Origin of the sequence: Streptomyces sp. NPDC051684 (genome assembly GCF_044453445.1) — a bacterium.
Lineage (GTDB): Bacteria > Actinomycetota > Actinomycetes > Streptomycetales > Streptomycetaceae > Streptomyces.
On the sequence record NZ_JBITCS010000004.1, the window covers coordinates 236159 to 255590 of the forward strand.

The window sequence follows — 19432 nt, forward strand, 5'->3', positions numbered from 1 at the left end:
GGCATTCACGGAGTTTCGCCCTGCACAAAAGCCCTGTATCGCACCATTGCGGTCATTCGGTCATGGCCTTCCGGGCGCGGGAAGCGGTGAGGGAGAATACAACCCTGGCGTCCGAAGCCGGCCGGAAGGAAGCGTGCGCGTGATCAAGTGGGTGTCCGTCGAGAGCACCGGACCGCGTCCCGTCCCCCGGCCCGTGGCCACGCCGCTGGTGTGGGCGGTGACCGGTGGCACCGCCCTGCTGCTCGTGGCGCTCATCAACACCTTCCTCGGACCGGGCCGCCCCTGGCTCGCGCTGACCGCGCTCGCCCTGCTCGCCGCGGGCCTCGGCTTCTGCGCCCGCTTCACCGCGGCGCCCGGCACGGCCGTGCTGTGCTGGCTGTTCCTCAACGGCTTCGCCATTCCTCCCGCGGGCACCCTCAGCTGGATCGGCCACCGTGACACGGTGTGGCTCACCTGCCTGCTCACCGCCACCCTCGTCGGCACGCTGTGGGCCCGCCTGTCCCACGCCCGGGCGGCGTACCGGACGATCACCCCGGCTCCCGCGCCGCGGACCCCGCTGGGCGACGATCCGCTGACCCGCTGAAAACCCTCCGGCCCGGCCCCGCTGGTTCGAGGAAGCGGGGCCGGGCCGGAGGGGAAGAGGCCGGCCACGGAGTGTGCACTCCCCCGTACGCTCATCACGCGACAGGTGCCGCAGCCGGTCTCACGGGAGCTAACGAGCCGCGATCCGCCATGTTCTGCCATCCGGCACCGGGTTGACGAATTGCACCGGACTCCCCGGCCGCCTTCACATGGTGGGCACGTGGTTCGCGCGGCCGTCGGGTGCGCGGACCGGCCGGTGGGCCGTCAGACGCTCTCCTCGTCGGCCGGCTCGGGCAGCGTCCAGCGCTCCTCGCGGCGGGCGTGGAGATAGCCGTAGTAGTACAGATACCCGGTGGCGAAGACGGCGAGGGTGATCACCATCGGCGCCCAGTCGGTGGTCGCCGTCTCCCACGCCACGTAGGCCATCACCGCGAGAATCACGAGCGGGCCGGTGATGCCGAGGGGCATCCGGTACGCGGCCGCCGCGGTGCGCCCGGTGAGGCGTCCGACGAGGGCCGACAGGGCCACGACGGCGTAGAGCACGAGCAGGTTGGCGCCGGTGGCCAGGAGCAGCGTGGAGAAGGGGACCAGCCAGGCCGCGAGCGCCGTGGCCACGCCGACGGCCAGCGTCGCGGGGATCGGAGTCTTCATGCGGGGGTGTACGGCGGCCAGCGGGCGGCCGACCGCGTCCGGCCAGGAGCCGTCCCGCGCCGAGGAGTACAGCAGGCGGCCCATCTGCAACATCATCGCGATGACCGCGTTGATGACGGCCAGGGCGACGCCCAGGCTGACGACGGTGTTGAGGGTGCCGTTGCCCCGGGCCAGCAGGAAGTAGTTCATCGGCGCGTCCGACCCGATGAGGTCGGGCAGGCTCGGCGTCCCGAGCAGCACCGCGATCAGCGGGATCATCTCGACGGCCACGGTGACGCCGAGGGACCACAGGATGGCGCGGCCGATCGTCGCCCCGGCCTCGCGGGTCTCCTCGGAGAAGTACACCGCGGTCCCATAGCCGTTGTAGGCGAACATGGCGGTGGTCGTGCCCGCCGCGACCAGTCCCCAGGAGGCCCCTTCGAGCACGCCGGAGTGGCCGAGCGTCTGCGCGGTCCACAGGGTCGAGACCGGCTGGTCGACGTGGAGGAGGCCGAGCACGGCGAGCACCACGAGGGCCGCCAGTTCCAGGAAGAGGAACACGCCGGTGACCCACGCGTTGGTGCGGATGTTGAACAGCGCGACGACCGTGGCGATGAGCACCACGGCGACGCCGACGCCCTTGCCGTGCAGGGAGCCCCACACGACGCCGAGGTAGTCACCGGTCCCCAGGGCGACGACGGCCAGGATGCCGATGCCTCCGACGAGCGCGAGCACGAACGTCGCGAAGCCGGTCGGCCTGCCCAACGTGCGGGCAGCGAAGGCGTATTCGCCTCCGGTGACCGGATAGCGGCTGGAGAGTTCGGCGTAGCAGAAGGCCATGAACACGCCTGCCAGCGCGGCGATGGCGAAGGCGATCGTGGAGGCGCCGCCGATGCCCTGGACGACCGACGGCACGATGATGAACACGCTGGAGGCGGGGGTGACGGAGGAGAGCGTGATCAGCACGTTCTCCTTGAAGGTCAGCGAACGCGACAGCTGCTGGGCGTACTTGGGGCCGGCCTCGGGCGCCGGGGCGTCCGGCCGCGCGAAACCGGTCGGTGCGGCGGGGGCTCCGCTGCCCTCCGTGAGCTCTTCGTCCATCGGTCTCTCCCCTGTGCCGGATGCCGCATTGGATTCTTTGGCGCCCCAACCAAATTCCAGCAAGACACTCCTGTCAACGGATAGTTCCGCTTCTCTTGAATTTCTTGGTCGAGTCGCCAAAGATTGAGGCGTGGCGAGACCAAAGAACCAGACCGCGCGGCGGGCCCAGCTCGTGGCCGCCGCGACCCGCGCCGTCAGCAAGCACGGCCCGGCCCGGGTCCGCGTGGCCGACATCGCGGACGCCGCGGGCGTGGCCCGGGGCTCCGTGCACTACTACTTCCAGGACCTCGACGAACTGCTGCGCCAGGTCTACAAGGACGCCGTCGACCGCTTCTTCACCCGGCGCAGGGCCAGGGTCTCGGCACTGTCCGACGCCCGCGACAAACTGGTGGCGTCGGCCCACTGCGGCCTTCCGTACGGTCCGGACGACGAGCTGGTGCGGGCCCTGTACCGGTTCAGCTCCGATCTGCCCGACGACCCGGTCCAGCAGGCCCACATCGAGGGCCTGACCGACCGTCAAGTGGTGCTGTACATGGGCATCCTGGAGGTGGGTGTCGCGCAGGGGCACTTCCGACTGAGCGAGCCCGCCCTCGACATCGCCACCAATCTGGTCGGCCTGGAGGACGCCTACGGGTTGCACATCATCGCGAGCAGCTCCGTCGTCACCAACCGGCGCGCGCTGGACCTGATCCTCGGCTACGCCCGCACCGCGACCGGCTGCGCCGACCTCGTCGCCGACCGCCCCACGGCCACCACCCCGGAGGACCCCGCGTCATGACCACCGACACCACACCCTCGGGCCGCCCCCGGGCCCGCGCCCTCGGCATCCCCTTCGACGGCACTCCCGGCCCCTGGAACGCGGTGACCGATGTGCCCGGCGTGGAGGTCGGGCACGTGACACTCGTCGAGGGCGATTCGGTGCGCACCGGGGTCACCGCGCTGCTGCCGCGGGGCCGCGACGCCGTGGGCACCCCCTGCGCGGCCGGCTGGTACTCGCTCAACGGCAACGGCGAGATGACCGGCACCACATGGATCGAGGAGACCGGCGCACTGACCCTGCCGGTCTGCGTCACCAACACCCACGCGGTCGGCACCGTGCACCGCGGCGTCATCGACTGGGCGGCGAAGCACCATCCCGCGCTCGCCCGGCAGTGGCTGCTGCCCGTCGTCGCCGAGACGTGGGACGGCTACCTCAACGACATCAACGGCCCGCACGTGCGCGCCGAACACGCCGTCACGGCCATCGAGTCGGCCGCCCGCGGCCCGCTGGAGGAGGGTTCGGTGGGCGGCGGCACCGGCATGAACTGCTATGGCTTCAAGGGCGGTTCGGGCACCGCGTCGCGCGTGGTGGACCACGGTCCCGACCGGTACACGGTGGGCGCGCTCGTCCAGGCGAACTTCGGCGACCGGCGCGAACTCACCATCGCCGGAACGCCGATGGGCCGCCGGCTGCTCGACGACAATCCCATGGAGGACACCGACTGGCTGGCGCCGGGCGGGGCGGGTTCCGTCATCGTCGCGATCGTCACCGACGCGCCGCTGCTGCCCGGACAGTGCAAGGCACTGGCCCGCCGCGTCCCCATCGGCCTCGGCCGCACAGGCACCACCGGGGGCCACTTCTCCGGGGACATCTTCCTGGCCATGTCGACCGCCAACGCCGGCGCACTGAAGAGCACCTTCCCGGCCGGCGAGCCGACGGCCGACGACTACGACGTGCTGCGCAGCATCCCCTGGGGCCGCATCGACCCCTTCTACGAGGCCGTGGTCCAGGCGGTCGAGGAGGCGGTCCTCAACGCCCTCGTGGCGAACGCGGAGATGACCGGCCGGGACGGGCACCGCACTCCGGCACTCCCGCACGACCGGGTCCGCGAACTCCTCAAGTGACGCCCCCTCCCTGCCAGTTCGGCCGCCGGCACGTCACAGCACGGCGAGCCGGTCCACCAGCAGCTCCAAGCGCTGTTCCACATACGCGGACGGCAGCCGGCCCGCGCGGCCCAGCGTCGCGAGACCGTGCAGGGAGGCCCAGAACACCTCGGTGAAGAGCCCCGGGTGGACGCCTTCCCCCGACACGTCGGCGAGGCACTCCAGCAGGGCCGCGAAGGCGTCCTTCAGCGGCTCCGGGGTGTCCTCGCGCGCGAACGCGAGTCCCCCGTCGAGGCTGAACACGGCGTCGTAGACCGCCGGGTTGCGCTCGGCGAAATCGAGATAGGCGCGGGCGAGAGCGGTGACCCGGGCGCGCGGGCCGTCCGCGGCGGCGGTCGCGGACCGCAGCGCCTCGGCCAGCTCGGCGGCGCCGCCGAGGGCGACGGCGCCGATGATCTCGCGCTTGCCCCGGAAGTGGCTGTAGAGGACGGGCTGGCTGTATTCGATGCGCTCGGCCAGCTTTCGGGTGGTGACCGCGTCCCAGCCCTGCCGCTCGGCGAGTTCGCGGGCCGTCGCCACGATGAGCCGCTCGCGGCTCGCGCGTTCACGCTCCTTGCGTTCCTGTACCGACATGACCCGATGCTAGCACCGCTAGACAACCGAGCGGCAGTAGAGCTAGCATTGCCCCATCATCTAGCGCTGCTAGATATCTCTCAAGAGGGGGCACCATGCTCAACGCACTTGAGGTCTTCACCACCGTGGTTCTCGGCGTGATGGTGGGGGTGGAGTTCTCCGTCGCCTTCGTCATGAACCCGATCTTCAGGGGCCTGGCAGACGACGCCAATCAGCAGGCCCGCTCGCACGGGGGCCGGATGCTCGGCGCCGTGATGCCCGTCTGGTACATCGGATCGCTCGTCCTCATCGCGATCTGGGCCGTCGCCGCGTGGGGCGACGACGGCACGTATCTCCTCGTCGTCGCCGCCGCGCTGCTGCTCGTCAGCGTCGTCATGTCGATCCTGCTGCTCGTCCCGATCAACAACCAGAGCAAGACGTGGACCGCCGGGAACCGGCCCGCGGACTGGAAGGAGCAGGTGCACCGCTGGGACCGCTACCACTACGTCCGCGTCGCCGTCATCGTCGCCGCGTTCGCCGTGCTGGTCGCGGCGCTGCTCTGAGCGCATGGGGCGGCGCCGCCGTGAGTCCGCGGGGCGCCGCGGACTCCCCCGCGTTCCGCGTCCCTACGCGGCACGGAAGCGTCCGGCCGCCACTTCCTCGACCCGCCCCTGCGCCATCAGGCGATCCAAGTGCCGCCGCGCCGTGCGCAGTTCCACGGGCCGGATGTTCGGCCCCTCGACGTGCGGCCGGTACACCAGCCGGTGGTCGGCGATCTCGTCCGGCGTGCGCGGTTCGCACAGGAAGGCGAGCAGTTCGGCATCACGCTTGTCCACCACCCCCGCGTACGCGTCGAGCCGGCGGCGGAACTCCGCCGCTCCCTCGATCACACCCTTCTGGTGGGCGGTGCCGTACCAGCGGGCGTCGATCTCCGCGCAGCGCCGCATCGACGCCTCGAAGTCGACGAGGCTGCTGCCCACGTCGCCGTAGTACGGCCCGAACGAGGTGAGGTCGATGTCAGCGACGAACAGGAAGCCGTCGGGCTCGACCAGGAATCCGCTGTGGCCCGCGGTGTGTCCGGGGAGGTGGACGACGGTCACCGTGCGCCCGCCCAGGTCGAAGACGGTGCCGTCCCCGAACGCCTGCGCGTCGGGGCGCCCCGTTACATGGAACTCGTCCCGCATCTGCGCGTCGACGGCCTCGACCGTGTCCGGCGGCAGGCCGAGCGCGGCGATCAGGGCAGCGCGCGAACGCAGCGCGTCGAGGTCGCCGTGGTGCACGTGCACCGGCACGTCGTAGCGCCCGAGTCCCGCGATGTGGTCCTCGTGCGCGTGGCTCACGAGAACGAGGTCCGCGGGCGGCGCGCCGCCGACGAGCGACAGCGACGGGTCGACGACCAGTGCGGCGTCCGTGCCGCGTACGAGCAGCGAATTGGCGCCCGGGTAGGCGCCGTTGCGGGCGCCGACGAGCACGCTCACCGCGCCGTACTCCTCGGTGGTGTATCCGGTGGGGCGGGGGTCCATGGTCACCGTTTCTATCGGACCGCGCCCGGCACCGCCACAAGGCGGGTCACCCGCGCAGGAAGTACAGCACGGTCGTGACGACGGCCGTCGCCAACAGGACGCCCCGCAGCAGCCGGGCGGAGAGACGGCGGGCCAGATGGGCGCCGACGTAACCGCCCGCCACGGCGCCGACCAGCATGGCCATGAGGAGAAGCGGCGCGCTCAGCGCGTCCGAGGCGAGCAGGAAGAGCACGGTCGCGCTGAGGTAGATGGCGGCGAGCTGGGTGACCCGCATCGGATTGCCGGCCGCGGCGTCGAGGCCGAAGCCGACGCCCCACAGCGCGAGCATCAGGATGCCTACGGCTCCGCCGAAGTAACCGCCGTAGATACCGAGGAAGAACTGTCCTACCAGGACGCCGCGCGCACTCATGCCGACCGGGCGGCCGAGCGCACGGGTCAACGCGCTCGACAGATGACGCCCGAAGGCCAGGACCACCGTCGCGAACGCGAGCAGCCACGGCACCGCCGCGTCGAAGGAGGACGCGGGGAGCACCAGGAGCAGCCCCGCGCCCACGGCTCCGCCGGCCACACTGATCGCCGTCAGCGCCTTCGTGGACGTAGCTCCGACGGGGGCGAGTTCACGCCGGTAGACCCACGCGCTGGCGACCGCGCCGGGCACGAGGGCGACGCGCGACACGGCGTTCGCGACCACCGGTGGCAGGCCGACGGCGACGAGTGCGGGCAGCGCCACGAAGGTTCCACCGCCGCCGATGGCGTTCAGGGCTCCGGCGGCGACGCCGGCCAGCAGGACAAGGAAGGGCTCGATCACCCGCAGAGCATCACCCGCCGACGCTCGACACCACAATGCGTCATCGACGTCCCCAGCCTAAGGCTCCGCCTTAGGCTCCGGCCCTATCCTTGTCCTGTGCGCTACGACCTGGACGACCTGCGGCTCTTCCTCCACATCGTCACGGAGGGCTCGATCACGGCGGGCGCCCGCCGCATGCACCTGAGCCTGCCCTCGGCCAGCGCCCGGGTCCGCTCGCTGGAACACCACGCCGGAGTGGCGCTGTTGATCCGCGGCCGCCGGGGCGTACGGCCCACTCCCGCGGGGGCGACGCTGGCCCGTCACGCACGCGACGTCCTGGACCGCACCGCGCGGCTCGACAGCGCCGTGGCGAGCTACACCCGGTCCCCGAACGCCCGACTGACCCTGCTGTGCGGCGGATCCGCGATGCACCGGCTCGTGCCGCACGCCCTGGTCCCGTTCCTGCGCGCCCACCCGGACACCGACGTCACCGTGTCCGAGAGCCGCACGCCGCGGACCGTGCGCAGGCTCGCCGACGGGGAGGCGGACCTCGGGGTCGTCATCGACGACGAGGCGGGCGACAGCGGTCTGCGCACGGAGCCCCTGGGCGACGACTCCCTGGTGGTGATCGGCCAGGCGGGCGGCGTCCTCGACGGGCGGACCTCGCTGACGTACGGCGAGGTCGCCGAGCACCCGCTCGTGGGCCTCGACGCCGGCTCCTCGCTGCGCCGCTGGATCGAGAAGCGGATCGGGCCGCACGCGCCGGTGGTGCGCCACCGCACCACGGTCGCCGACCTGAACGTCCTGGTGTCCCTCGCCGCCGCGGGCGCCGGGCTCGCCGTCGTGCCGCGCCGCGCGATCGACCCCCGCCACACCCTCGACGTGTGCGAATTGCAGGAGCCGTGGGCCCGTCGGCGCCATCTGCTGGCCTGGGGCGCCGAGGACGGCGGCGCGTCGCCTGCGGCCGAGGCGCTCGCCGAACACCTGCGCCGGGCGGCGTCGGATTCATGACCCGTCGCACACGGTGCGGCACACGTCATCCATAGTGAGCTGTCAGCAACGGACGGCCGCCCGGGAGGCAACGCAGTGAGCGAGCAGTACGTGGTGGGTCTTCAGGAGGTCGACGAGACGCACGTCGCCCTCGTCGGCGGCAAGGGCGCGCACCTGGGCGGCCTCGCCCGGATCGACGGCGTCCGGGTCCCGGCCGGGTTCTGCGTGACGACGGGCGCCTTCCGGCGGGCCGTGGCGCACGCGCCGTCGCTCGACGGTCTTCTCGACCGGCTGGAGCGCACGGATCCGGACGGCCGGGAGACGATCCGGACGCTCAGTGCGGAGATCCGCCGGACCATCGAGGGGATCGGCGTCCCGGCCGACCTCGCGGCCGACGTCAGGCGCGCGCTCTCGGACCTCGGCGAGGAGGCCGCCTGCGCCGTCCGCTCCAGCGCCACCGCGGAGGACCTGCCGACGGCCTCCTTCGCCGGCCAGCAGGACACGTACCTGAACATCGTCGGGCCGGATGCGATCCTCCGGCACATCGGCCGGTGCTGGGCCTCCCTGTTCTCCGAGCGGGCCGTGACCTACCGGCAGCGGGCGGGCATCGATCACCGGACGGTCGACATGGCCGTGGTCGTCCAGCGGATGGTGCGCCCCGAGTCCTCCGGCGTCCTGTTCACGGCCGACCCGGTCTCGGGCAACCGCAAGGTCGCCACCGTGGACGCCGGCTTCGGCCTCGGCGAGGCCCTGGTCTCCGGTCTGGTGAACCCGGACGTGTTCCGGGTGCGCGACGGCGCGGTCGTCGAGCGGACCATCGCCACCAAGGAACGTGCGGTGTACGCGCTGCCGGGCGGCGGCACGGAGGAAGTGACGCTCGACGCGCGGCGGCAGGAGCAGCCGTCCCTCACGGACGCGCAGGTCGTACGGCTGGTGGAGCTCGGGCGGCGGATCGAGGCGCACTTCGGGCGGCCGCAGGACATCGAATGGTGCCTGACCGAAGCCGACACCGAGGCCGAGGCCGGTGACGATGCCGAGGCCGGTGCCGGTGCCGGGTTCCGGATCGTGCAGAGCCGTCCGATCACGACACTGTTCCCGGTCCCCGAGCGGGACGACGCGGAGAATCACGTCTACCTCTCCGTCGGCCATCAGCAGATGATGACCGACCCGATGCGGCCGCTGGGCATCTCCGTATGGCAGTTGACCGCGATGGCGCCGATGCACGAGGCCGGTGGCCGGCTGTTTGTCGACGCCACCCGGCGCCTGGGCGCGCCCACGAGCCGCGCGAGCCTCCTCGACCTCGTGGGCAGGGGCGACCCGCTGTTCAGGGACGCCCTCGAAACCGTCCTCGACCGCGGCGACTTCGTCCCGACGCTCCCGGACCCGACGCCCGCCACGCCACCGGCCGGCGCCGCACCGCCCGCCCCCGTCCCGACCGACCCGGCCGTCGTCGCCGGACTGATCGAACGCAGCCAGGAATCCATCGCCGCCCTGGAGCGCGACATCCGGACGAAGACCGGTCCCGCGCTGTTCGACTTCCTGCTCGACGCCTTCGAGGAGCACAAACGTGCCCTCGGGGACCGGCTGAGCATGCAGGCCGTCATGGCGGGCATGCAGGCCACGTGGTGGCTCAACGACAAGCTGCACGAGTGGCTGGGCGAGAAGAACGCCACCGACACCCTCACGCTCTCCGCCCCCGGCAACGTCACGTCGGAGATGGGCCTCGCCCTGCTCAATGTCGCCGACGTCATCCGCCCGCTCCCCGAGGTGCTCGCCTTCCTCCAGGACGCCGGGCACCTCGCGGACGACACCTTCCTGGACGAGCTGGCCAAGCGCGCGGGCGGCCCCGAGGCCCGCGAGGCCATCGAGGTGTACCTCGACCGGTACGGCATGCGCTGCGTCGGCGAGATCGACATCACGCGGCCGCGCTGGAGCGAACGCCCCACCACGCTCGTCCCCGTGATCCTCGACAACGTACGCAACTTCGAACCGGGCGCCGCGGAGCGGAGGTTCGAGGAGGGCCTGGAGAAGGCGCGCCAGAAGGAAGCGGACGTACTGGCGCGCCTGCGCGCCCTACCTGTGGACGGGGAGGAGAAGGCCGAGGAGACCCGCCGGATGATCGAGCGGGTCCGCACCTTCATCGGATACCGCGAGTACCCCAAGTACGGCATCATCCGCCGCTACTTCATCTACAAGCAGGCCCTGTCGGCGGAGGCGGAACGCCTGGTCCAGGCAGGTGTGCTCGCCGACCCGGTGGACATCCACCACCTCACGTTCCAGGAACTCCACGACGTCGTCCGCACGAACCGGGCGGACGGCGCGCTCATCCAGCGGCGCCGGGACGACTTCCGTGCGTATCAGTCGCTCACCCCGCCGCGCGTGCTCACGTCGGACGGTGAGGCCGTCAGCGGAACGTACCGGCGCGAGGACGTGCCGGACGGCGCACTGGTCGGCCTGCCGGTCTCCGCGGGGACGATCGAGGGGCGGGCACGGGTCGTCCTCGACATGGCGGAGGCCGATCTGGAGGCGGGCGACATCCTGGTCACGGCCTACACGGACCCCAGTTGGTCGCCGCTGTTCGTCGCGGTGGCGGGCCTGGTCACGGAGGTGGGCGGGCTGATGACGCACGGCGCGGTGATCGCCCGGGAGTACGGTCTGCCGGCGGTCGTGGGCGTGGCGGGGGCGACCCGGCTGATCCGGGACGGTCAACGGATCCGGGTGCACGGGACGGACGGTTACATCGAGCTCTTGGAGTGACCGGGCCTCCACCGCCGCGCTCCCTCGACGCCCTCCACCCATCGACGATCGACTCTCGCCCGAGACTGACACGAAGGCACACGTGACCGCCCCGTCCCAACCCGCCGCCACCCTGCGCGCGTTCGTCGCGCTCGCCCCGCCCGACGACGCGAAGGACGAACTGGCCCACGCCCTGCGCCCGGTCTACGCCGCCCATCCCCGGCTGCGGGAGAACCGCATCGAGGACTGGCACATCACGTTGGCGTTCCTCGGCGAGCAGTCGGTGGAGGCGGTCGAGCGGCTGCGGCGGCCACTCGCCGAGCTGGCGACCGCCCACCCCTCCCCCGGGTTGACGCTGTCCGGCGGCGGGCATTTCGACGAACGGGTGTTGTGGAGCGGCGTGTTGGGCGACCTCGACGGCCTGCACCTGCTGTCCGAAGCGGTCCGCAAACAAGTCAGGGCCTGCGGGGTCGACTTCCCCGAACGCCCGCTGCGCCCCCACCTGACACTGGCGCGCGCCCGCCGCCACGACACGACATCCGTCCCGGAGGCGGCGACCGCTCTCGCCCCCTTCACCGGCCGCCCCTGGCGCGCACTGCGCCTGCACCTGGTGGGCAGCACTCCCGGGAACACGCCCCCGCCGAGGCGCTATCGGGACATCGCGGCGTGGGAGTTGGCGGGCGGAGCCGCGGAGCAGCCGAGGACCTGACGGGGCTACACCTTGTCGATGGCGAACAGTTCGAGGTGCCCGCACTTGGGGCAGCGCCGCGCCTCGATCCGTCGACGGGGCCGGCCGAGCCGCTTGGCACCGCCGAAGAGGCCGCGCTCCAGGGCGCCTTCGATCCAGCGCGCGTAGCCGCGCGAATGCTCCCCGGCGTCCTCGATGAATCCGTCTTCCAGGCCGCCGGTGCCGCAGTGGGTGCAGGTGTTGTCGGTCACCGGGCCAGTCTAGGAGGTGGCCTCGGGCCGGTTTTCGAGAGGCGTCGCCCTGGAGCGGCCGCGAGTGAGCGGGGGCGGACCGTGACCGCCCCCGCTCACTCGCGTTTTGAGCCTCCCGTCAGAGGTGCACCAGTACGTGGCTCAGGCCGACCCGGCCCGTTCCCTTCAGCTGGATGCGGACGTAGCGGGCCTCGGTGTTGGTGTCGAGGAGGGTGGGGCGCAGAGCCTTGCCCGTGATGTGTGCGGTCGTCGCGTCCGAGAAGTCGGCGGACCTGGCGAGCTGCACGTCGAAGTCGCCGGTGGTCGTCGACGCGTCGTTCCAGACCTCCACCTGGCCGATGTGCCGGACGGCGCCGAGGTCGACCTGCCACCAGGCACCCGGCTCGGCCTGGGTGCGAGTGTCGGTGGAGGTGTCGCCGTCGGTCGCACGGGCCGCGGTGGCGGTGCCGTCCGTGGAGGACTGGGTGGCGGTACCGGTGCGGGCGAGGTCGCGGCGGAGCTGTTCGACGTTGCCGTGGGGGGCCGAGCCTGCCGCGCCTGCGACCCGTACCGCCTCCGCGGGCAGTCGGTCGAGCTTGGTGTGGTTGTCGGTCATCGTCGAACCGGTACCGCCGAGGGCGGGCGCGTCGGTGTCCGTCCAGTTGCCGGTGGCGTGGTTGTCGATGCCGTAGTCGGCCCAGTTGGAGACCCACTTGTAGCCGAGCCGGGTCAGGACGTTGCGGGTGACGGTGATGTGGCTGGACTGTTCGTCGAGGTAGATGCCGTTGCCGTCGCGCTCGGTGTTCCCGTACGCGCTGCGGTTGAGGTAGTTCCCGGAGATCACGGTGCCGGGCTGGGCGCCCTGCGTGTAGATGGCGCCGCCGTCGTGCTGGTCGTCGGCGACACGCATGGCGTCGGTGATCCGGTTGTTCGTGATGCGATTGTCGCGCAGGACGGACTTCTGGACCTCGGGCTGGTTCCAGCCCCAGCCGACGGAGATGCCGGAGTACGGCAGGTCTTCGAGGGTGTTGTGGTCGATGGCGGTGCCCGCCTCGTAGCCCGCCCAGATGCCGACGGCGTCCGTGTACTCCACACCGGTGTGCCGGACGGTGTTGTACGACACCGTGTTGCGGGCGCCGGCGAGTTCGACGGACGGCCGGGGTTCCGTGTCGCCGATGTAGGCGGCTCCGGAGGACAGGTCGGTGAAGCGGGAGCGGGTGAGGGTCGAGTCCTGGGTGCCCTGCTCGAAGATCACGCCCGCGCCGCCGAGCCGGGTGAAGGAGGCCTTGTCGACGACCACGTCCCGGCCCCCGCGCACGGTGAGCGCGGCGGCGGGCTTGGTGTAGTGGCGGCCGGCGTGATCGACGGGCCCAGTGGCTCCGGTGAGGGTCAGTCCGGCCTGGGTGCCCGCGTAGCCCTCGTCGGTGGAGGGCTGCCGGTAGGCGGAGTACGCGAAGCCGATGCCGGCGAGGCGCACGTCGTGGGCCCCGTCGAGGGTGACGAGCCCTTCCGTGGCGGGGGTGACCGCCTGGAAGCGGCGCGGGTTCTCGCCCTGGCGCGGCAGGTAGGTGACGGTCCGGTCGTAGGAGTTCCACGCGAACTCGCCCGGTTTGTCGATGAGTTCGGGGGCGTTCTCGAAGAACGACACCTTCGCGTAGCGGGCGGAGTCGACGGTGGTGGTGTCCCAGGCGGGTCCGGTGCGGCCGGTGCCGGAGGAGGCGTTGGTCCAGCAGGGCTGGGCGAACGTCATGTGGTCACCGCTGACGGAGGCGATCCGGCAGTGGTAGTTGCGCCAGCGCACCCGGATGACGGCCTCGGCGTCGGTGGGCCGGGCCCATCGGTCGATGCCGGTGTGTTCGGCGCCGGTCATGCCCGTCTTGGTGGCGTCGCACACGGAGGCGGCGCAGGAGTCGCCCCGCGCGCGGACGGCTCGGGCGCCGTCGACGAAGAGCTGGCGCGGGGTGACACCTTCCGGGACCTTAGCCGTCCAGGTGCCGTCGTCGTTCGCGGACCAGCCGGTGATCGCCCGGCCTCCGGACAGGACGGGGCGCGCGCCGGGCGCGGCGGCCCAGGTGACTCCGGAGTCCTTGGGGCCGAGGTCCAGCGAACGGCTCAACGCGTAGGTGCCGCCCGCGAGTTCCACACGGACGTTCCTACCGGTTACGGCACGCGCGGCGTCGCGGGCGCCGTCGAGCGAGCAGGGAGTGGCACGGGTGCACGCGGAACCGGAGCCGTTCGGCGCCGCGTGCAGGACCGCCGTATCGACGGCTCCCGCCTGGTCCGCGGGCAGGAGGGCGAGCGAGAGAGCGACAGCCGACAGGAAAGCCGTGGCGGCGGTACGGGTCGAGCGGATACCCATTCTCATACGGAGTCTTCCTCTCGAGCGAATGGACTGCGGACGGACTCGGCGGCGGGTATGCACAATCCAGCCCCGCCGGCGATTGAGGCGCGGGGGCCGGGGCAGAGCCCCGCGACGTCGACGGCGCCTGAGCGGCCACCAACGGCCCCGCGGGTCAGCCATCCGACGAAGGCTTCGGCATCGGCGGATTCTTCGCCCCGAACAACCACTCCCGGAGGAACGAATCGACGCCCCGCTCCCCCGTCACCTCCACCGCATGCCGGATGAAGTCCTCACTGGTGACGGTCCGGTCCTTGAAGCGCCGCGGCCACAGCCTCATCACCCGGTCGAACTTCTTCCGGCCCACCTGGAGTCGGAGCGCGTAGAGGACGAGCGCGCCGCCGTCGTAGATGTTGGTACCGCCGAGCGCCTTGGGCAGGCCCGGAGGGCCGTCGCTCGCGCGGATCGCGTCCAGCTTCTCGTACGTGGCCTGCATCTTGTCGGCCATCCGCGACCAGCCGCGCTCCTCGCTGTAGAGGGCGGCGTAGTACACCGCGGGCCCTTCGTTGAGCCAGGCCTGCTGCCAGTCGTGTGGGGTGACACTGTCACCGAACCACTGGTGGGTCAGCTCGTGGACCATGGTGTTCTCGTACGTCGGGTGGCCGGCCGCGTCGTTCTTGAACCAGTTGGTGCCCATCAGGGTGAGCGTCGTGTTCTCCAGGGCGTCGGTGTACCCGTCGTAGATGTGGACGCCGTAGACGGAGAACGGGTACGGACCGAACTTCGCCTCCAACCAAGCGAGATGGTCCGGGGTGCGGGCGACGATCGACGCGTAGAAGTCCTCGCGGCCCTCCGGGACGATGTGTCGCAGCGGCAGCCCGGTGTGTGAACTGCCGTACAGATACGCGCCCTTGACGACCGCGATGCCGAGGAGCTCGGTGGGCATCCGCTCGCGCAGCGCGAAGTGCCACACGGTGGAGCCGTCACCGCGACGGTCCTTCCCGGTCAACTCGCCGTTGGCCGCCGCGACGTACCCCTCGGGCGCGGAGATGTGGAAGGACCAGGTGGCCTTGTCGGACGGGGTGTCGTTGCACGGCAGGAATGTGTCCGCGCGCGAGGACTGCACGGCCGAGGCGAATCCGCCGTCCGCCCCGAAGCGCCAGCCGGTGAGCCCGGCGCGTGGCGCCTTGCCGTTGCCGTGGTAGCGGACGGTGGTCGTGAACGGGGCGCACTTGTGAAGCGGGGTCCGCGGGGTGACGGTCAGCTCCTGGCCGGACTGGCCCAGGGAGAGGGCGGTGTGCGCCTGCCGGCCTTCGACCGTGACGGAGTCGATGGTGTGTCCGTCGGTATCGAGGTTGAAGGCGGACAGGTCGTGGGTGGCCCGGGCGTGCAGGGTGACCGCGGCCGTGAAGTCGTAGGTGCCGGGGGTGAAGTCGAAGGTCAGGTCGTAGTGGTCGACCTGGTAGCCGCCGTTTCCGAGGGTCGGGAACAGCGGGTCGCCGACGCCGTCGGAGCCGGGTCGGGGGTCGAAGCCGGCGGCGTCTGCCGGGGCGCCGAACAGGGGGACGGCGACCGCCGCGCCGGTCGCGGCGGTGAGGAACGTCCGTCTGCTGGTGGTCACTTGGCCCCCTTCTTCCCGCCCTGCTCGGCGGCCTGCTTGAACTCGGCGCGGCACGTGTCGCCGCCCGCGTTGCGCCACTTCTTGACCAGGGCGTCGTACGACGAGAGCGGCTTGCGGCCGGTGACGAGGTCCTTCACCCCGTCGAGGTGGATGGTGTAGAGGCTGCCGAGGCCCTTGGAGTCCCAGGTGGGCGAGGTGTAGCCGAGGGTGGGGTCCTCCACCATCATCGGAATGATCTTCGTGTACGCGTCGTGGGCGTAGCGGGCAGCCTCCGGGTGCGTGGCGCTGAAGAACGCGGGAGCGGCCGAGGCCAGCTTGGTCCAGGGCACGGTGACGTCCTGCGTGCCCTGCTTGGTGAGGACGGGGGTGCCGTGCTTGTCGCGCTTGTAATCGGTGCCCTCGACGCCGTAGTTCATGAGGGTGTACTCGAGCGAGCCGAAGGGTGAGGCGGCGAAGTCGGCGAGGCGCAGGATCTCCTCGATCCGGCTCCGGCCCGCCTTGGTGATGTGGCAGTTCTCCAGGGCGGGGTTGTCGCTCCAGGCGACCGCGTCCTTGCCGACCGGCACCATCGGGCGGACGTCGAAGGACTTGTCGATGGCGCTCATCGCGTCGACGTACCCGGTGCCGGTGGTGAGGTAGGAGGGCATGCCGTCGTACACGTACGCGGCCTTGCCGTTCTTGAACAGGTCGGTGTACTGGGCCTTCTGGGCGCCCGACATCTGTACGGTGCCGGGGTAGAAGCAGCCCGCCTTGTAGAGCTTGGCGGCGGTCTCGACGGCGTGCCGGTAGGCCTCGTCCTCCAACTGGTACGTCCACTGGCCGGTCTTGGTGTCGCGCGTCCAGAAGTACTGGGCGCCGGCCGACTGGGCGAGCAGATTCATGCTGCCGCCCGTGAAGAAGTACTGCTTCTTCCTGGTGTCGGTCAGCTCCTTGGCCAGCTCGACGAGCCGCTCCAAGGTGTCAATCTCGTCGAGGCTCGCCACGCCCGCCTGCTTGAACAGGTCCGCCCGGTAGAACCCGGCGCCGCCGCTGCCGGACCGGGCGATCGGGATGCCGTACAGCTTGCCGCCGAAGATGGCCTCCTTCCAGGCGTACTCGGGGATCGCCGCCAGGTTGGGGTACTTCTTGACCTTGTCCCCGGCGAGGTACGGGGTGAGGTCCGCGCAGGTGGAGGCGAGGAAGGCCGCCTTGTTGTCGACGCCGCCGGTCTCCGGGTACATGAAGATGTCGGGGAGCTGGTCACCGGCGACCATGGTGGAGAATTTCGCCGGGTAGTCGTCGGCCGGCACGGCCGTGAAGTCGACCTTGGCGCCCAGCAGCTTCTCGATCTTCCGCCACGCGGCGTTCTTGCCGCGCTCCGGAGGCAGCGGCGCGAAGGTCTCGACGACCGCGGTGATCTTCTTGGCGCCCTTGAGCAGGGTGCCCTTGGTGGCTCGGGCCATCTCGGTGGGGTACTTGAGGAACGCGGCGGGCACGCCCGCGGTGGTGCCGGGCAGGTCGGCCTCGATGCCGATATTGCGGATAGCGGTCGCCGGCAGCAGCTTGGCGCTCTTGGCCTCCGCCTTGGCGGCCGTGCCACCGTCGCCGCAGGCGGCGAGCAGGGGCGCGGCGGCGACGCCGAGCCCGGCGCCCACACCCCAGCGAAGCATGGTGCGGCGGTTCATGGTCGTGGTGCCGGGCATGCGAAGTCTCCTCAACGTGAAGGGACACACGGAAGTCGGGGGGTGGCGGCCGGTGTGCGGGGGCCCTGGGGCGTCTCAGCCCTTGACGGCGCCGGTGAGGACGCCCTTGGTGAAGTAGCGCTGGAGGAACGGGTAGACGAGCAGGATCGGCACGACCGCGATCACGAGCACGGCCATCTGCACGGCCTGCTGCGGGGCTATCGCCTCGCCTGCCGCGGCGGTGTCGAGGTTCTGGCCCTGGAGGATGAAGGTGCGCAGCACCATGGGCAGCGGCCATTTGTCGTTGTCGCCGAGGTAGAGCAGGGCGTTGAAGTACGCGTTCCAGTAGGCGACCGCGTAGAAGAGTCCGACGACGGCGATGACGGCCTTCGACAGCGGCAGCACGACCTGTATGAGGGTGCGGAAGTCGCCCGCGCCGTCGACCTTCGCGGCGTCGTACAGCTCCTCCGGCAGGTTCATGAAGAACGCCCGCATCACCACGAGGTTGAAGGCGCTGACCATGGTCGGCAGGACCAGGGCGGCGAAGGTGTTGTAGAGGCCGAGCTCCTTGACCAGTAGGAAGTTGGGGATGACACCCGCGTTGAAGAGCATCGTGAACAGGGCCGTCATCAGCAGGAAGCGGCCGCCGACGATGCCGCGCCGCGACAGGCCGTACGCCATGCCGATGGTCGCGAGCAGGCTGCAGACGGTGCCGGCGACGGTGACCGCGATGCTCACGAACAGGGCGCGGGTGACCCGGCCGCCGGTGAAGGCCGTGCGGTAGGCGTCGAGGTTGGGGTGGTCGGGCCACAGGACCAGGCCGTTGGCGTGGATGATGTCGTTCTGCGAGGCGAAGCTCGTCCCGATCACGCCGAGCAGCGGGTACGCGACGAGGGCCACGACGGCGACCAGGGCGATGCCCTTGAGGAAGAGTCCGGCCCGCGTGGGCCGTTCCATCCACGGCGGGCGGGCGCCCGACGGACGGAGTTCGCCGTCCCCGGCGCTCTGCGCGGCGGGTGCGGCCTTGCGGCGTGTCCGCACGGCGGTCGTCTCAGCGGTCAGCACCTCTGTACACCCCTTCGTGTCCGAGCCGGTGGGCGAACTTGTTGGCGCCGATCACCAGGGCCGTGCCGATGACCGCCTTCACCAGGCCGACGGCGGCCGCGGTGCCCCACTGGTTGTCCTTGATGCCGTGGAAGTAGACGTAGGTGTCGAGCACCTCGCCGGCTCCGGGGCCGACGGCGTCGCGCTGGAGCAGGATCTGCTCGAAGCCGACGGTGAGGATGTTGCCGAGGTTGAGGATCAGCAACAGGACGAGCACCGGGGAAAGGCCCGGCAGCGTGACGTGCCAGAAACGCCGCCAACGTGCGGCGCCGTCCATGGCGGCCGCTTCGTACAGGCCGCGGTCGATGTTGAGCAGCGCGGCGAGGATGATGATGGTGCCCCAGCCGGCGTCCTTCCACATGATCTGCAAGGCGAGCAGCCAGGGGAACGCGTTCGGGTCGGTCATCATGTCGTAGTGCGGCAGACCGACCGCTTCGAGCAGGTCGGGGACCACGCCCGCGCCACCGAGGATCTGCTGGAAGATCGAGACGATGATGACCCAGCCGATGAAGTGCGGCAGATAGACGACGCTCTGCACGAAGCGCCGCAGCTTGTCGCTGACGATGCTGCTGAGCAGCAGCGCGAGCCCGATCGGCACGGGGAAGAACAGGACCAGTTGGACGAGGGCGATCTCCAGCGTGTTCGCGGTCGCCGACCAGAAGTCGGGGTCGGCGAAGGCGCTCGCGAAGTTGGCGAAGCCGGTCCAGGCGCTGTGCATGTAGCCCAGATAGGGCTGGTAGTCCTGGAAGGCCACCATGTAGCCGAGCAGCGGCACGTAGTGGAACACCACGAAGTAGAGGAAGCCGGGCAGGCAGAGCAGCAGCATCACCTTGTCGCGCTTGACGCGCTGCCACAGGGTTCTGCGGATGGTGCGGGGTACGGCTGGTGGCGCGGAAGCAGTCATGGAACGGTCCTGTTCGGCCGGGCGACGCAAGAACTGCGTTACTGCGGCGGCAAGTTAGTAAG

17 protein-coding genes are annotated in these 19432 nt (G+C 70.9%); 7 read left to right on the forward strand and 10 right to left on the reverse strand.

Translation table 11 applies throughout. The features are described 5' to 3' along the window. Positions 1 to 139 precede the first annotated feature (139 nt). The gene (locus ACIA8D_RS07015; protein ID WP_399229463.1) at positions 140 to 583 is read left to right on the forward strand and encodes a hypothetical protein; all 444 of its coding nucleotides are present in this window, start codon (positions 140 to 142) and stop codon (positions 581 to 583) included. A gap of 263 nt (positions 584 to 846) precedes the next feature. Here the strand turns inward: ACIA8D_RS07015 and ACIA8D_RS07020 are convergent, their stop codons facing one another. Next, on the reverse strand, positions 847 to 2313 hold the full coding sequence (locus ACIA8D_RS07020) for an APC family permease (RefSeq protein ID WP_399229464.1): 1467 nt from the start codon (positions 2311 to 2313) through the stop codon (positions 847 to 849). Positions 2314 to 2443: 130 nt separating this feature from the next. Between ACIA8D_RS07020 and ACIA8D_RS07025 the strand changes: the two genes are divergently transcribed. Both ACIA8D_RS07025 and ACIA8D_RS07030 read left to right on the forward strand, forming a co-directional pair. Next, positions 2444 to 3091, forward strand: coding sequence for a TetR/AcrR family transcriptional regulator (locus ACIA8D_RS07025; RefSeq protein WP_399229466.1), 648 nt, complete (start codon positions 2444 to 2446; stop codon positions 3089 to 3091). Then, complete coding sequence (locus tag ACIA8D_RS07030) at positions 3088 to 4197, forward strand: P1 family peptidase (protein ID WP_399229468.1); 1110 nt, start codon at positions 3088 to 3090, stop codon at positions 4195 to 4197. The genes ACIA8D_RS07025 and ACIA8D_RS07030 overlap by 4 nt, the downstream gene beginning before the upstream one ends. A 33-nt stretch (positions 4198 to 4230) precedes the next feature. Here the strand turns inward: ACIA8D_RS07030 and ACIA8D_RS07035 are convergent, their stop codons facing one another. Then, entirely contained in the window at positions 4231 to 4809 is a 579-nt protein-coding gene (locus ACIA8D_RS07035) for a TetR/AcrR family transcriptional regulator (RefSeq protein WP_399229470.1), read from the reverse strand. 95 nt (positions 4810 to 4904) lie between these two features. Here ACIA8D_RS07035 and ACIA8D_RS07040 point away from each other — a divergent pair, with 95 nt between their 5' ends. Next, positions 4905 to 5351 (forward strand): anthrone oxygenase family protein, encoded by a 447-nt coding sequence (locus tag ACIA8D_RS07040; protein WP_399229472.1) that lies wholly within the window; start codon positions 4905 to 4907, stop codon positions 5349 to 5351. Positions 5352 to 5414: 63 nt separating this feature from the next. Here the strand turns inward: ACIA8D_RS07040 and ACIA8D_RS07045 are convergent, their stop codons facing one another. Then, on the reverse strand, positions 5415 to 6311 hold the full coding sequence (locus tag ACIA8D_RS07045) for an MBL fold metallo-hydrolase (RefSeq protein WP_399229678.1): 897 nt from the start codon (positions 6309 to 6311) through the stop codon (positions 5415 to 5417). Between the two features lie 46 nt (positions 6312 to 6357). Continuing rightward, positions 6358 to 7119 carry a sulfite exporter TauE/SafE family protein gene (locus tag ACIA8D_RS07050; protein WP_399229474.1) on the reverse strand — a complete coding sequence of 254 codons (762 nt, stop codon included), beginning with the start codon at positions 7117 to 7119 and terminating at the stop codon, positions 6358 to 6360. A gap of 96 nt (positions 7120 to 7215) precedes the next feature. On the opposite strand from ACIA8D_RS07050, the gene ACIA8D_RS07055 reads away from it, so the two are divergent. The 3 genes from ACIA8D_RS07055 (at position 7216) to thpR (ending at position 11533) form a co-directional block, all read left to right on the forward strand. After that, on the forward strand, positions 7216 to 8109 hold the full coding sequence (locus tag ACIA8D_RS07055; protein WP_399229476.1) for a LysR family transcriptional regulator: 894 nt from the start codon (positions 7216 to 7218) through the stop codon (positions 8107 to 8109). Positions 8110 to 8184: 75 nt separating this feature from the next. Then, on the forward strand, positions 8185 to 10845 hold the full coding sequence (gene rph / locus ACIA8D_RS07060; RefSeq protein WP_399229479.1) for a rifamycin-inactivating phosphotransferase: 2661 nt from the start codon (positions 8185 to 8187) through the stop codon (positions 10843 to 10845). An 82-nt stretch (positions 10846 to 10927) separates the two neighbouring features. Further along, on the forward strand, positions 10928 to 11533 hold the full coding sequence (thpR, locus tag ACIA8D_RS07065; protein WP_399229480.1) for an RNA 2',3'-cyclic phosphodiesterase: 606 nt from the start codon (positions 10928 to 10930) through the stop codon (positions 11531 to 11533). 5 nt (positions 11534 to 11538) lie between these two features. On the opposite strand, the gene ACIA8D_RS07070 is transcribed toward thpR, so the two are convergent. The 6 genes from ACIA8D_RS07070 to ACIA8D_RS07095 all read right to left on the reverse strand — a co-directional run bounded on the left by ACIA8D_RS07070 (position 11539) and on the right by ACIA8D_RS07095 (position 19370). Further along, entirely contained in the window at positions 11539 to 11763 is a 225-nt protein-coding gene (locus tag ACIA8D_RS07070; RefSeq protein WP_399229482.1) for a hypothetical protein, read from the reverse strand. A gap of 118 nt (positions 11764 to 11881) precedes the next feature. Next, a complete protein-coding gene (locus tag ACIA8D_RS07075) occupies positions 11882 to 14107 on the reverse strand; it encodes a right-handed parallel beta-helix repeat-containing protein (RefSeq protein WP_399229484.1) in 2226 nt (741 codons plus the stop codon). A 148-nt stretch (positions 14108 to 14255) separates the two neighbouring features. Further along, entirely contained in the window at positions 14256 to 15701 is a 1446-nt protein-coding gene (locus ACIA8D_RS07080; RefSeq protein WP_399229486.1) for a M1 family metallopeptidase, read from the reverse strand. Then, positions 15698 to 17383, reverse strand: coding sequence for a hypothetical protein (locus ACIA8D_RS07085; RefSeq protein WP_399229487.1), 1686 nt, complete (start codon positions 17381 to 17383; stop codon positions 15698 to 15700). The genes ACIA8D_RS07080 and ACIA8D_RS07085 overlap by 4 nt, the downstream gene beginning before the upstream one ends. Positions 17384 to 17458: 75 nt before the next feature. After that, a complete protein-coding gene (locus ACIA8D_RS07090) occupies positions 17459 to 18319 on the reverse strand; it encodes a carbohydrate ABC transporter permease (RefSeq protein ID WP_399229680.1) in 861 nt (286 codons plus the stop codon). Between the two features lie 94 nt (positions 18320 to 18413). Continuing rightward, on the reverse strand, positions 18414 to 19370 hold the full coding sequence (locus ACIA8D_RS07095) for an ABC transporter permease (RefSeq protein ID WP_399229489.1): 957 nt from the start codon (positions 19368 to 19370) through the stop codon (positions 18414 to 18416). Positions 19371 to 19432: the final 62 nt, after the last annotated feature.